Below are 14,083 nucleotides of genomic sequence, written 5' to 3' on the forward strand. Positions count from 1 at the left end.
CATTATGATCGACAACCGAGGACCGCTGCGTGGAAGACGCTCTCTTTAAAGAAAAACGTAAATTTATCGTTAAGCTCGGCAAGATGCTGCACAAATACGGTACCCCGGCCTATCGACTCGAGGCGCACCTGATGGAGGTTGCGACCTACCTGGAGCTGAAGTCTTCTTTCGTAATGTCCCCCACCTCGGTGACCTTTGTGATCTGGACCGAGGGTCATGAAAACGAGTACACCCACGTGGCTCGTGTTGACCCGGGCGAGCACGATCTGGGCTCGTTAGCCAACACCGACGAGGTGGTTAATTCGCTGCTAAAGGGCGAATTAACCATTAACGAGGCGGATAAACGCCTTGATGAAATCGCCGTAATGCCGCCACCGTACAACAAGTTGGTCACCGCCGGAGCCTTTGCCTTCTCTGGCGGCGCCTTCGCCATGTTGATGGGTACCAGCTGGAATGATGTCTTTTATTCCGGCCTGCTCACCCTAGTGGTGTATTTGTTCGTGCTCTGGTCGAGCTATTCTCGCCGTGTTGCACACATGCTCGAGCCCCTGGTTGCCGTGGTTTCGGCCATTTTAGCCTGTGCCATTAGCGTTTATTTGGACGCCCAGATAAATATTCGTCTGGTGGTGCTCTCCAGTATCATTGTCTTTATCCCCGGTCTGGCCTTGGCGCTCGGTCTTGCCGAGCTGGCGGCACGACATCTGGTATCCGGCACGGCGCGAGTGATGGACTCCTTTATGCTGCTGTTTAAGCTCTATTTCGGTGCCTTTATCGGCATAGGAATTGGCTTTGCTCTCTTTGGACAAGCGGACTTTGTGACGCCAGAGCCCTTGCCTAAATGGACCGCCTGGCTCGCTATTTTGCTGCTATGTATGTCTTTGGTGGTGATTTTTAGAACCAAAACCAAGCATGCGCTTTGGTCGCTGGCCGCCGGTTTTATTGCCTATGGTGCCAGCATCGGCTCCGCCGCCTACCTGGATTACACCCTGGGTACCTTTGTCGGCGCCCTGGCGGTGGGAATTTTTAGTAACCTCTTTAACCGCATCGCCAATGCTCCGGCCTCCATCGTTGCCATGCAGGGCCTGATCGTTCTGGTGCCGGGATCAAAAACCTACATCGGACTTAACTCTTTGATTGAAGGGCAAGACTTTGTCTATGCCGACCACATCGGCCAACAAACCTTTTTGATCTTTATGTCACTTGTGGCTGGGCTTATTTTTGCAAATGTGGTGCTGCCACCGAAGAAGAGCTTATAAGCAGGTAAAAAAAAGGGTGAACTTATTGATAGGAAGCCACAGGGAAAAGGCTATAAGTTCACCCCAAAAAGTGTTGTCACAACAATAACAACAACGTACTAGCAATCTGTACAAACGCGTTCAAGCAGAGAAAAAAAAGGGGGAACTCCTGGGATAGCCCCAGGTAGAGAGCCTCATGGGTAAAAGGCTACAAGCTTCCCCAAAACACTGCAGGAACAAAACTCTCCATTAACCCTTCGCTAACAACTCTTGATTAACCTGGTCGATACCCACCTCGGTGATGCGGGCGATAATTTCTTTCTGCTTGGCATCGAGTAGCGAGATACCCTCGGCTACCAGGTCATAAACGCGCCAGCTGCCGGCCTTGTCTTGACGCAATTTAAAGACGATATCTATGGTCGGCTTGCCCGCTTCGACGATTTCGGTTTTCACCGCCGTATAACCATTGCTTGGCGCCGCATTAGGCTTAATAAAATGTACTTCCTGACCCTTATAGCTCATCAACGCATTGGCATAGGTATTGGTCAGGTATGACTCGATGGCATCGATAAAGGTGAGCGCCTGTTGCTTATTGATCTCGCGAACATGCTTGCCAAGGAGCTTAAACGACACGAATTTGGTGTCGATGTGCGGAATTAGCTGCGCCTTTACCAGGGTGCGTAGTTGCGCCTTTTTCTGTTGTTCATCGGCATCGATATTACCGATATCAACAAATAGCTGCTCGCCAACCTGCTTAAGCATGGTGTACGGCTCTTCGGCAGTTGCGGCCTGAGCCTTGCCGGCCGACAGCGTCAGCATGGCGGTGGTAATAAATAGTAAAAACAGCTTGGGTGCTCGCATTGGCCACTCTCCTCACATCGAATTGGCGGCCATAGTAGCGGATTGGATTTTGAATTATAAGCAACAAATACGCACATTATTGATTCCATTTATGCACATATAACTTTATTCTTATTATTCATATAGTTAGTTTATTGTTGCCGTGTTTGCACCACCCCTGTGCATTTTTGTGCATTGATCTAAGCCCTCACAAAATAAATAGTACGCGCCCTTTTTGTTGTGAGGTTAAGCGTATGAAATCACTAATATTAGTCACCTTGACGGGCGCCTTAAGCCTGGTTCCCCTGGCAGCCGCTCAGGCTCAGGAAGCGCCGCGACAGGGTTATACTCTGCATTACATTCAGGGTGAAGGGGATGTACAAGGGATTAAGTTAGGCTATCAGTATTATCTCAGCGACTACCTGCCGGAGCGCTTCAATAACGTCGAAATGTTTTTTGAAAGCAGTGTGAACTTTTGGCGCTATGGCGACAACAATGACTATGATCACAACTTTGTTGTGGCACTGACTCCGGTATTTCAATACCCGATCACGCAATATCGGGGCCACCCGCTGCTGTTTGAATTTGGTATCGGCTTTTCGCTTTTGGATGACACTCAGTTTGCAGGTAAGGACGTAAGCACCCACTATCAATTTGAAGACAGAATTGGCGTAGTATATAAGCTGGGAAATGCCGAATTCGGACTGCGCTACCTGCATTATTCCAATGCCGGTTTTGAAAGCCCTAACCCGGGGTTGGATTTTATTTCCTTGTCCTATTCGCGCTCCTTTTAGTGAATCAAGTCACGCTAACTGATTGAAACATTTCACCTTGTTAGCGTAAAGCTCTATCCAGCATTAAGGGTAACGCTCTTGGTTAAGGTTATGGCAAGGCGCCTGATTTCACGGCGACTACCGGACGTACACTGGCCCCCTGTTGATAGAGCTGGCGCAAGGCCTCGCTGACCTGCTCTACCTCAAAGGCCAGGGTGCGATGGGCGGGGGGCTGAATATGACCGGCGCCTACGTCCTGCAATAACTGCTGTCCCATAAAGCTCAATTTTTGCTGCGCACACAGGCTGTTTGCCAACCAGGCTCCACCCAAAGACACGGCGGCGATAATGGGTGCCCGGCTAAATAGCAGCTCCTGGGGGATCTGGGCAAAACCATTGAGGCAGGCAATACGGCCACCGAAGCGCAGATGCGCCAAATCGGCAACAAAGGTCTCACCACCGCAGCTGTTGAGTATGGTATCGAAACCGTCAGGGCCGAGTTCGTGCTTAATATCCTGCACTAGCCGCTCTCCTTCGCTGGCAAACAAAACATCGGCGCCCAAGGCTTTAATGCGCTCATGCTCGCTTTGCGGGGCACTGACAAACACCTTGGCCCCGCGCTTTCGCGCATATTGAATGGCAAAATGGGCCACCGCCCCACAGCCGGAATTGATATAGATACTCTCCCCCGCCTGCAGCTGGATTTTGTCCAGAGCCGCCAGCGCCGTCATCCCGGCGTTGGGCAAGGTGGCGGCCACAGCACTGGGAATGGACGCGGGTACTTCGGCCACGGCATAGTTGGCCACCTTGGTATAGCGCTTTAGCACCCCCTGCTCGGCCAAACTGGTGGTAAATATCACCCGAGTTCCGCGCTTGGGGAACACCCCTACCGGCGCCTCAACGACCGTGCCTACGGCGTCTAGGCCCAGCACATGAGGATATTGCCAACGACAAAAACCCTCCGCCCCCAGTCGCGCATCAATATGATTAAGGCCCACATACTCGACTTCCACCAGCACTTCATTGGCACCAATGTGCGGTACTGGCAGCTCCTGGACCTGTAACGTCAAAGACGGAGAAGGCTCATTTAAAACAAGCGCCTGCATGGTATTTGTGGGGCCGGGCATAACCTAATTCCTATCATTGAGAATTCATATCGCCGCCTTACGGCAAGTGTAATTATCGCTGCTGGCGTCAATTGCTGTGCTCAATACTGAGTAAATAGACACCAAGATACAACCTTATACCAATTCACTTAAATAGCTAATCATTCTAGCGGGCTACATATCATACTAACGGCGTTGGAATTTTTCTATGGAGAATACTACATAAGAAAAACTCCGCCTTGTTATCACATCATTTATCCAGCGCTGTATCTGATCACATACTTAACAGAATTGGTGTTACCATGGTAAATAACCACCGCCACATCAGATATACTGGTTTTATAAAAACATTAATGCCAGAATGGCATCAATTGATGCTGCCCCACCGAGACCCTATCTATGGATACCACCAGCCGACTCATTATGCTACTTGAAGTAGTGGAACAGGGTTCTTTTTCTAAGGCCGCCGCCATGCGTAACATAGATCGCTCGGTGATTTCGAAACAGATCAGTAAGTTAGAAGATGAGCTGGGCGTACGCCTACTTAATCGCACTACCCGCTCCTTTTCATTGACCGCCGCCGGGGCGGAAATGGTGAAAAAAGCCCGGGATCTACGGATGCTGTTAACGGACACGGTGCAATTGGCGGAAAACTACCACCAGGAGCCTCGCGGCCTGCTGCGCATTGCCACCTCGCACACCCTGGGACGACGCTACATTCAGCCGGTGATCAACGACTTTCAAAAGCGCTTCCCTCAGGTCAACGTGGATATGCGCTTGGGTGACCGCCCAGTCGATATGATCTCCGAAGGCTATGACTTGGCTTTTCGCATCGGTGAGCCGCGCGATTCCTCTTTGATCGCCAGAAAAATTGCCCGCAACCGCATGCTCCTGTTAGCAAGCCCGGAGTTTATCGCCACCTATGGTAATCCCCAATCCATAGAGGAGCTCGGACAATTGCCGGCGGCCACCTACGCCACTTCTCACACCCGTCTTGATACCATTAACTATATAAATGCCAAAGGCGAGGAGTGTGAGCAGGTGATCAACGCCGTGTATACCTCCAACGACGGTGAGGTGATCCTCGATAAGGTGATTTCCGGCACCGCTTTTTGTCTGGTGCCGGCGTTTTTAATCGAAAATGAAATAAGCGACGGCCTGCTCACACCGCTCTTGCCCGACGTTAATTTACCCGACTATGGCGCCATGTATGCCCTCTATCCTCATCGCGATCTACCGGTGCGTACCCGCTTACTCCTGGATGCGGTGCGTCATTATATCGGCGAGCCCGTGCCCCGTTGGGAGCTGAATATTCCCGAACTGGACTCCCTGTATAAACCCCAATAACCGCTGTCGTCTGGTTACAGACGGGCGGTACGTTTGGGGGCTTCATATGTAACCCGCACAGTCAAAATTCGCACACTTTTTCACACTTGTGTAAACATCTGTTAAGTGGAGTAATACTATGTAAAACATGGGATTTTTTTATTTTTTATCGGTCATACTGGGCACCTAGTTCACTATGGAATCAAGTATGAAACACAACAATAATAAAGGCCTTAAGCCAACCCTGGCGGCGCTTGCCGGCACCGCCCTAGTCACCCTCAGCGGTTGCGGCAGCAGCTCCGACGGCAACAGCGACTCGGGCAGTATTCAGCTATACAACGGCACCATAAATGGCCCAACCATGACACTGAGCATCGCCGATGTTGCACGCACCACCGCAGAGCTGGGCGATGTGACCTCAGCGCACAACTACACCGCCGACGACTACGAATACGCCATACAATACAGCAATGATCAGGGCAACCTGGTCGATATTATCAGCGATACCTTGAGTATTGTGGACGACACCAAGACCCTCTTAATGATGTATGGCAATATCGAAGATAAAAAGCTGCTCAGCATTGAGCTGCCCTATCGTGAAGCCAGCGATATGTTTTCGCTGCAAGTGCTCAATATCACCACCGAGGGTCGCAATTTCGACCTGTATATGGCCGCTGATAACGGCGTATTCGAGCAGGCCGAACTGGTCGGCTCAGCAATGTTTGAAACCCTTACTCCAAGCACCGAGCATAAGGTCGATACCTACACCTTCTATCTGACCGAGGCCGGTACAACCATGCCTATTTGGCAATCAGATGAAACCCGGATCAGCGCGGACGACGCCCTGGTGATGGCCATTCGCCCCAGCTATGACAATAACAGCGACTACCTAACCGTCGATATCATTACCAATGGCAACACCCCGTATAGCTTGAAAAACAAGGATGCCCAGGCGCAGGTGCAGTTTTACAACAGCATAGACGAGTACCCAAGCGCCCAATTCAGCGCCAGCAAGGGGGATGTCCAACTAAGCACGGTGAGTACCGCCGCCGATACCCTGTCGCAAACGCTACAATTGGCACCGAACAGCTACTCCATCTCCATGCTCGATGAGCAGGGCAATACCCTGGTAGATAATTATCTGTTAACCCTGGAGCAAGAGCAAAGCGCCCTGGGCGTGTTCTATCAGGACGCCGAGCACGGGCCAAGGCTGATGAGTGTGGCGCAAAACCTAGTACCCAATAGCGTCAGTCATCAGGTTACCCTGGTGAACCTAGTCGATGAATACGCCGGTTTGCCGGTACACAAGTTGGACATCTACTTTACTCTCGATGGCCAGCCCATTTCGCAAACCGAACATCACCTTGATAACGTCAACAGCTACAGTGCGAAGTCATTGACCCTGCTCGACAAACAATACGGCTTTTATGCCATTTTAGAAGATAACGGTCAGGAGATAGTGCTGCATCAGGAAGCTAGGATTGATGTGACCGAGGACGGCAACTACATACTGATCTTAGAGGCCGATGCCAGCACCGCTTCGGGTTATAAGCTGACCACCTTGCATACGGTGGCGGCCGAGAGCGAAGAACAGGCTCAATAGGTATCAACGTCTTTCCCTAACGCAAATTCTAAACAGCAGTTCCCAACCCATGTTGGTAGGCGCACGGCAACCAGGCCCTACCAACACCTTATTCCAACCCGTTGTTTAACCCACTGATTCTGGCCTTAATCGCAAACACTGGCTTTCGCGGCGCGCTTTTGTAGAATATCGCTCACTGACAACAAGCGAAGGACAGACATGAAATTATTAAAATCGACGCTGGCCATGGCCATGGCCGTGAGCATAAGCGCACCGGCGTTTGCCAATGACACCATCACCGTTGAAGACATTCCAAAAATTAAAAGCGTTTTACAAACCGCAGTAAGCCCGGATGGCGAGCAGGTGGCCTTTACTCGCTCCCTGCCACGCGAGTTATACAAGGACAAAAACGGTCTTAACTACAGCGAGTTGTACGTTATTGATGATGAAGGCGTTGAGCGTCCGTTTATTACCGGCAAGGTCAATATCAAGAGCATTAGCTGGTCTGCCGACGGCAAACACATCTATTTCCTGGCCAAGCTTGCAGAAGATAAATTCACGGCCCTGTATCAGATCCCCGTTGATGGCGGTCAGGCCCAAAAGGTAATGGCCCTCAAAGGTCGCGCCATTGCCAGCTACGAGCTCAGCCCCAATGGCGAGCAGGTAGCCTTGCTGGCCATGCCGGCAAAAGACAAGTCTGAAAAAGAGCTGAAAAAACTTGGCTTTATGGCCGAGGTGTACGAACTTGGTCTGGACAACAAACAACTGCACCTGGTTGACCTTAGCCAGTCAGACGAGCCATTAGACCCAGAAGCCATTAGCATTGATGGTTATGTCAGCGACATGAATTACTCAGCCGATGGTAAAAAGCTCTTGGTGAAGACCCAACCTACGGCGCTTATTGATGACAAGTATATGAAGTCACAATGGCACCTATTCGATGTCGCATCCAAGCAAGTGACCTTGTCATTTAAAACCGAAGGTAAGCTAGGCGCTGCCGAGCTGTCTCACGATGGTCGCTATGTGGCTATCCTTGGTGCCGAAGATAAGCATGACCCGGCCACAGGTCGCTTGTACCTCGCTGATACCGAAACGGCTGAGATCAACGAATGGCTTCCTGATTTTATGGGTCATATCAGCGATTTTGAATGGTCAAACAAGCGCAACACCCTAAACTTTGTGGCTCAGGTTAGCCCGGAAAGCTTTATTGGCCAGATTAAGGTCGGCTCAAAAAAATACAAGAAGCTGGTAAAAGAAGGCAAGTTTATCGCCGGCTCTCTAAGCATTTCCGACTCGGACAAAACCTTAGCCCTGCGTGCCAACACCGCCAAACACCCGAACGAGGTGTATATGGTGCGCGGCTCGAAGGCCACGCGTTTAAGTGACTCAAACCCATGGCTCAATGACAAACGCTTCGCCAAGCAGGAAGCGTTAACGTTTAAGGCCCGCGATGGCGTTGAAATCGGTGGTGTGCTAGTTTACCCACTCGACTATGAAGAAGACAAAACCTACCCACTGATCATGGCGGTACACGGCGGCCCTGAAAGCCACGACAAAAATGGCTGGGTCACCAGTTATTCCGATCCGGGTCAAATGGGTGCAGCCCGCGGTTATGCGGTATTCTACCCCAACTACCGTGGTTCAACGGGTAAAGGCGTTGAGTACTCTAAGCTGGGTCAAAACGACTATGCCGGTAAAGAGTTCGACGATCTGGTCGACATGAAGCAATACCTTGTAGAAATGGGCCTGGTTGACAGCAAGCGCGTGGGTATCACCGGTGGTTCATACGGTGGTTATGCCTCGGCCTGGGGTGCAACTAAACTGACCGAGCACTTTGCCGCCAGTGTGATGTTCGTCGGTGTGACCAACCAGCTTTCCAAGTTTGGTACCACGGATATTTCCAACGAAATGCACCTGGTTCACGCCCGCTCTTATCCTTGGGATAAGTGGCAATGGTACTTAGAGCGCAGCCCAATCTACTGGGCGGGTCAGTCTAAAACACCTCTGCTTATCATGCATGGTAAAGACGACCCGCGCGTTCACCCGGCACAATCCATGGAGCTTTATCGCTATATGAAGGTGCAAGGTAAAGACGTGCGCTTGGTTTACTACCCGGGCGAAGGCCATGGTAACCGTAAGGTTGCGGCGCAATACGACTATAGCCTGCGTTTAATGCGTTGGATGGACAACTACTTGATGGAAGGCAACAAAGACATGCCGGAATTTAAGATTGACCACGCCGCCAAACTAAAAGCGGTGAAAGACGCGCAAAAAGAAGACTAAGGCGTTGCCCTAAGCAAACCCTTGTTTATAAAAAAGCCTGCACTAAGCAGGCTTTTTTGTTTACTAATGAACAAACCAGGTTATTCACCTATGTGTTTGTCGAAAAAACGCGAGCATCTTTTGCCAGCGCTCAATGATATTGGAGCCGGCTCCTGTTGCCCTGCATCCTCTCGACACACATAGTGTCTACGGTTTCCTTGTTCACTCCAACCATATAAGCGAACTTCCGGAGTTGTGAAGGATGATTTTTCTATTATTTATCTAACTATATTCTCCTACGACCCTTATGTTTTTGTCTTGCAGGATAAATGGCTTCCTCGGTTTATGTGTGAGTCAAGTACATACACAACCTTATATCTGTACTTCATATATAGCGACAAAATTAGGATCCCACCTAGTATCGATTTGTATCGAATCTTGCCCTGTATTGAAATTAATCCAAGGAGCGCATTTCCATAAGAGAATGTTAAAAATTAACAAAAAAAGGGCCAGCAAAGTTTGCTGGCCCTTCAACTATCAACAAAAGTAACTTATTAGAAAGTTACATTAACGTTAGCATAGAAGCGACGTCCTACTACGTCGTAAATCGCTTCATTACCACCGCTTGCTTGGATATAAGCCGGAGGCAGCTTGTCGGTAAGGTTACGAAGACCTAAATCAACTTGCATGTTATCCGTAAGCTGGTAACGAGCAGCTAAGTCATGAGTAACAATGCTACCAACATAAGCTGGAGAAAGATCTTCTGGAATATCGCCGTCAGGAGACAAGTCGATACGAGCAGAACGATCTGTATAACGTGTTGTCCACGTTAAGTTCAAGTCTTCCCAGCTATATTGAACTGAGAAACGACCTTGCCAACTTGGATCACCAATTTCACCATCTTCAACATTCACTTTGTCAGGACGGTTTTGGAATTCAAAATCCTCAAGTTCTAGTAAGTGGTTCACAAATAGGTTGAAATTAAGTTCACCTTCAAGATCAAAGCTTGATAAATCAGTACGGTAATCAAAATCTGCGTCAATACCACGAGTAGTAAGTGCAGCAGCATTTAAGTAACCTGAACGAACTAGCTCAATATCTTTAGTCGTTGGATTACGATCGATTTGACTACAGAATGACTGATCGATACCTCCAGGGGCATCCACACAGTTGTCAGCGATACTTTGAGTAGAGATGAAGGAGATTGCGTCTTCAATTTCAATATCATAGTAATCCACTGTCATTGAGAAATTCTCAGCGAAGCTTGGAGTCCAGACGATACCTGCAGTGTAAGAAGTCGATTTTTCAGGCTTAAGGTCAGGGTTACCACCGCTTAGAGTATCAACACTTACGTTATCATTTGCTTGGAAGTCTGCTGGAATACCCAAGGCAGCACAGTTTGCAGCTCGGTTCGGGTTATCACCAATGTTATCAGCATCACACGGATCTGATACACGTCCAAAGCCAGGTGAAACAGGAGAGAAAGCTTCTGCGATGTTCGGCGCACGCTCTGCTTCACCAACAGTACCGCGAACTCGAATATCATCGAACGGTTGGTACATCAAGCCTACTTTCCAAGAGCTACTTGAACCTGTGTGTGAGTAATCAGCATGACGGTAAGCTGCATCTAGAGATAGCTCTTTTGCAAAGGACAAATCAGCTAGAAGAGGTAAGTTAACCTCTATAAAACCTTCAGTTACGTCATACTCACCATATGAATCAGGTGTTGCCGCTGTTGTTAGGAAGCCTGCTTTAGAGAACTCATCAGTAGTAGTTTCTGATGTTTCTTCACGGTATTCAAAACCGGTTGCGATAGCGATTGGACCACCTTGAAGTTCAAATAGCTCAGCGGTATCAAATGATACATAACCACCAATAACTTCTTGAGTGATTTTATCTACACGCGTTACGTCGGCACTCACCCAATCCTTCGCTTCTTGCGAAGCCTGGTTATAACCGAAAGGATTGTAAGGAGAACAATCAGAGCCATTTACACTTGCTGGATCTTGATACCCTTCACCTTGAGCTGAAGGCACTTGACTGCGGCAAGCAACTTCACCCGTGGCCGGATCGATTACAGCATCAAGTGCTGCAACGAAGTTAGCTGGAATCAAATCATTAAGAGTGTTTCGAGTGTTATCTGTACGACCATGTACATAATAGAGGTCATAAGAGAAATCTGTCTCACTTAGAGTAAATAGACCTTCAAAACCGCCTACGAAACGGAATAGTTCACGTTTGTTGTCTGCACTACGGTTACCTAGTTCGCCGAAGAATTTAGAAAATGCGACACTGGTTGCACCTTGAGACAATAGGTCCTGACGCAATGTTTCGTCTAGGTAAGGGTTGTCTTCAACGTTAATTGCAACATTACCAAAACGGAATGACGGCTGGAACTGCTGTTTAATATCTGAACGAACAAATTTGAAATCAGAGTAGAAAGAATGATTATCATTGAAGTCAAAATTAAACGTTGAACCGACTGTCGTTTTATCTAAATCAGGATAAACATTTTCGTAATCCTGTGTTTTAAAACAGAACTCACAACCATCCGCAAAACTACCAAACGCGAAGCTGTTTGTGTACGTGCGCTCAGGCATAAGGGTTGGGGTGCCATTGTTATCAAATGTCCAGATAGAACCAGCAGCACCAAATGGGTTGATTACACCATTTTCGCTGATGCGCTCAGACATTACGTTTGGAACAGTCAAGCGATCCGCAATGCCATCTTCTTCACCAGTATCAAGTGGATTCACTACACTTCCGTAGTTTTCGACCTGGCGAATGTCGTTAGCCATAACTTCGCGGATACGATCTTTACCGGCAAAGAATGTAACGTTACCGCGGCCATCAAATACTTCCGCACCACCTACGATACTGTAAGAATGGTTTTTTGTGCCAACACCTTCAGTTGAGTTACCAACTGAGCCATTAAACTGAAAACCCTCGAAGTCATCTTTTAGAATAACGTTTACTACACCCGATACAGCATCTGAGCCATAAATTGCAGAGGCACCACCGGTGATAATTTCAACACGTTCGATTAATGCAGCAGGAATGGTATTTAAGTCTACTTGAGCACTGCCCGGAGCACCTGCAACATGACGTTTACCATTAACAAGTGTTAGTGTACGAGCAGCACCTAGACGGCGAAGGTCTGCTGATGTTACACCCGCAAGTGAGTTGCTATTGTTGTTACCAATCAATGTATCTGTAGAGCCAATCGCAGGTAGTTCAGCCAGAACGCTACCCAAATCAGGAACACCAGCCTGAGCAATTTCTTTCGCGCCGATAGTTACAATGGGAGCAGGTTGAGAAAGCTTTGGCTTTACAATGCGTGAACCTGTTACCTGAATTTTTTCAACTTCTTTAACTTGGTTGTCGGTTTCATCAGCAGCCAATACCGCACCCGACATCACTGTACTGGCAAGCAATGAATACTGTATTGCTTTCGTAATTGTAGATTTATTAAACATTTTTTGTTCCCCGAAATTATAATAACTTGCCCAATAAAGACTTTTATTTGAACTAGAGTAGTAATGTTATGATTGGACACCCCTCTTTTTACATACTCAAGAAATTTTTTACAACAAAAACAGACAAAAATTCCATATTTTTTTATTAATACGAAATATTTAATTTACTTTTTAGCAATAAAAGCAACTGACATACTAAGGACTATCGAAAAAATGATACAAATTAACACAGTGTACACCTTCATTTCGCTTGACATTTCCCACAAAAAAGAAACAACTTTGCAGTAAGAGCCCTAACGAAAATAAAAGAGTCTCAGAGCAACTTTCTAATTCATCCAAACCTACTTTCTTTACTTTTTTTCCATTACCCCTACGAATAAACGGTGCCATGAGTTTGCTTTCAAAGGTTTTCCAGGTGAACGAATTGCTATTTTTTCAGGCTTGTTAGCAGATGCATGGTAATGAGACAAGAATCGCATTCCCAAATATTCGGCGCTTAATTTAAAGGGAGCAGCAAAGGCGTCCAAACCGAGTTCAACGTTACTGGTCGACAGCAGCGACATGTGCTTTTTACGCAATAACCTCAATTGCGGACGCAACTCTTCTTCATTCATATAGTCGGTGAGGCGATCAAAGAAGTTCTTTAGCTGAGGTGTAGTGTTATACCAGTACACAGGAGAGGCGAAAACCCAGTGCTCAAAGGTAATTAATTTAGCTATTAGTGTTCGAAAATCATCTTCTTCAATCTCTTTATACTCATTTATTTCATAACAGTAATTTTTTATTCTAAAATCGTCTAGAAACAATATATAGGTATCCAATCGCCGCGCCAGCGTTCGTGCTGCTTTATAGGTGTTGCCGTGACGTCGTGCACTGCTGAAGATAATAATGTGTTTAGCCATAACCAATTGCCTTATTTGAAATTTAGCAATAGGCTAAAAGCTCAACCTAAGTTTAGGTCAAGGGCAAATGACATTAGAAGCGAACTTATCGGTGGGCCAGGTCGCCGACCGCGCCGACGTAAGCATTTCGGCATTACACTTTTATGAAAAGAAAGGTCTGATCCGCAGTTGGCGTAATCAGGGTAACCAGCGGCGCTATAAACGTGATGTATTACGACGCATCGCCGTGATCAAAGCGGCACAAAAAATGGGCATTACCCTGGAAGAAATTAAGGAAACACTCAGTACCTTGCCGGATCAGCGCACGCCAACCAAGGCCGACTGGCAACGCCTATCGCGGCATTGGCAAAGGCAGTTAGATGAGAAGATTGCGTATATGCAGAGGCTTAGAGATAAGGTTGACGGCTGTATCGGTTGCGGCTGCCTGTCGATGCAACATTGCCCTATATACAACCCAGACGACCAATTAGCGAAGCTTAGCAGCGGTGCCGTATTACTGGAGCACCCCGAACTGGAAAAAGATGAAAAGTAGAGTCGTTTTCTTTATTGCCAGCTTTTCTATATCTTATTAACCTGCACTAG

Annotated in this window: 10 protein-coding genes; 6 read left to right on the top strand and 4 right to left on the bottom strand. The window is 47.8% G+C overall.

The features are described from left to right. The first annotated feature begins 29 nt into the window (after positions 1-29). On the top strand, positions 30-1,256 hold the full coding sequence (locus KD147_RS09005) for a threonine/serine exporter family protein (RefSeq protein ID WP_212547587.1): 1,227 nt from the start codon (positions 30-32) through the stop codon (positions 1,254-1,256). 228 nt (positions 1,257-1,484) lie between these two features. On the opposite strand, the gene KD147_RS09010 is transcribed toward KD147_RS09005, so the two are convergent. Continuing rightward, a complete protein-coding gene (locus tag KD147_RS09010) occupies positions 1,485-2,096 on the bottom strand; it encodes an MlaC/ttg2D family ABC transporter substrate-binding protein (RefSeq protein WP_212547588.1) in 612 nt (203 codons plus the stop codon). A gap of 233 nt (positions 2,097-2,329) precedes the next feature. Between KD147_RS09010 and KD147_RS09015 the strand changes: the two genes are divergently transcribed. Then, on the top strand, positions 2,330-2,869 hold the full coding sequence (locus tag KD147_RS09015) for an acyloxyacyl hydrolase (protein ID WP_212547589.1): 540 nt from the start codon (positions 2,330-2,332) through the stop codon (positions 2,867-2,869). 88 nt (positions 2,870-2,957) lie between these two features. Here KD147_RS09015 and KD147_RS09020 read toward each other — a convergent pair whose 3' ends face one another. Continuing rightward, positions 2,958-3,974, bottom strand: coding sequence for a zinc-binding dehydrogenase (locus KD147_RS09020; protein WP_212547590.1), 1,017 nt, complete (start codon positions 3,972-3,974; stop codon positions 2,958-2,960). Between the two features lie 378 nt (positions 3,975-4,352). Here KD147_RS09020 and KD147_RS09025 point away from each other — a divergent pair, with 378 nt between their 5' ends. The 3 genes from KD147_RS09025 (at position 4,353) to KD147_RS09035 (ending at position 9,144) form a co-directional block, all read left to right on the top strand. Continuing rightward, entirely contained in the window at positions 4,353-5,300 is a 948-nt protein-coding gene (locus KD147_RS09025; RefSeq protein WP_212547591.1) for a LysR family transcriptional regulator, read from the top strand. Positions 5,301-5,487: 187 nt separating this feature from the next. After that, positions 5,488-6,882, top strand: a complete 1,395-nt coding sequence (locus tag KD147_RS09030) for a hypothetical protein (RefSeq protein WP_212547592.1) — start codon at positions 5,488-5,490, stop codon at positions 6,880-6,882. Positions 6,883-7,080: 198 nt separating this feature from the next. Next, a complete protein-coding gene (locus KD147_RS09035; RefSeq protein WP_212547593.1) occupies positions 7,081-9,144 on the top strand; it encodes a S9 family peptidase in 2,064 nt (687 codons plus the stop codon). 533 nt (positions 9,145-9,677) lie between these two features. Here KD147_RS09035 and KD147_RS09040 read toward each other — a convergent pair. Both KD147_RS09040 and KD147_RS09045 read right to left on the bottom strand, forming a co-directional pair. Further along, complete coding sequence (locus tag KD147_RS09040; RefSeq protein ID WP_212547594.1) at positions 9,678-12,599, bottom strand: TonB-dependent receptor domain-containing protein; 2,922 nt, start codon at positions 12,597-12,599, stop codon at positions 9,678-9,680. A 350-nt stretch (positions 12,600-12,949) separates the two neighbouring features. After that, positions 12,950-13,501, bottom strand: coding sequence for a flavodoxin family protein (locus tag KD147_RS09045; protein WP_212547595.1), 552 nt, complete (start codon positions 13,499-13,501; stop codon positions 12,950-12,952). A 67-nt stretch (positions 13,502-13,568) separates the two neighbouring features. Between KD147_RS09045 and soxR the strand changes: the two genes are divergently transcribed. Beyond that, on the top strand, positions 13,569-14,033 hold the full coding sequence (soxR, locus tag KD147_RS09050; protein ID WP_212547596.1) for a redox-sensitive transcriptional activator SoxR: 465 nt from the start codon (positions 13,569-13,571) through the stop codon (positions 14,031-14,033). The last annotated feature ends 50 nt before the right edge of the window (positions 14,034-14,083 follow it).

This window comes from Pseudoalteromonas sp. BDTF-M6, assembly GCF_018334135.1.
Taxonomy (GTDB): domain Bacteria; phylum Pseudomonadota; class Gammaproteobacteria; order Enterobacterales; family Alteromonadaceae; genus Pseudoalteromonas.

Excerpts from the sequence above, each read along its gene's own strand:
- KD147_RS09010 (WP_212547588.1), bottom strand. The coding sequence starts at position 2,096 with ATGCGAGCACCCAAGCTGTTTTTACTATTTATTACCACCGCCATGCTG.
- KD147_RS09015 (WP_212547589.1), top strand. The coding sequence starts at position 2,330 with ATGAAATCACTAATATTAGTCACCTTGACGGGCGCCTTAAGCCTGGTT.
- KD147_RS09020 (WP_212547590.1), bottom strand. The coding sequence starts at position 3,974 with ATGCCCGGCCCCACAAATACCATGCAGGCGCTTGTTTTAAATGAGCCT.
- KD147_RS09025 (WP_212547591.1), top strand. The coding sequence starts at position 4,353 with ATGGATACCACCAGCCGACTCATTATGCTACTTGAAGTAGTGGAACAG.
- KD147_RS09030 (WP_212547592.1), top strand. The coding sequence starts at position 5,488 with ATGAAACACAACAATAATAAAGGCCTTAAGCCAACCCTGGCGGCGCTT.
- KD147_RS09035 (WP_212547593.1), top strand. The coding sequence starts at position 7,081 with ATGAAATTATTAAAATCGACGCTGGCCATGGCCATGGCCGTGAGCATA.
- KD147_RS09040 (WP_212547594.1), bottom strand. The coding sequence starts at position 12,599 with ATGTTTAATAAATCTACAATTACGAAAGCAATACAGTATTCATTGCTT.
- KD147_RS09045 (WP_212547595.1), bottom strand. The coding sequence starts at position 13,501 with ATGGCTAAACACATTATTATCTTCAGCAGTGCACGACGTCACGGCAAC.
- soxR (WP_212547596.1), top strand. The coding sequence starts at position 13,569 with ATGACATTAGAAGCGAACTTATCGGTGGGCCAGGTCGCCGACCGCGCC.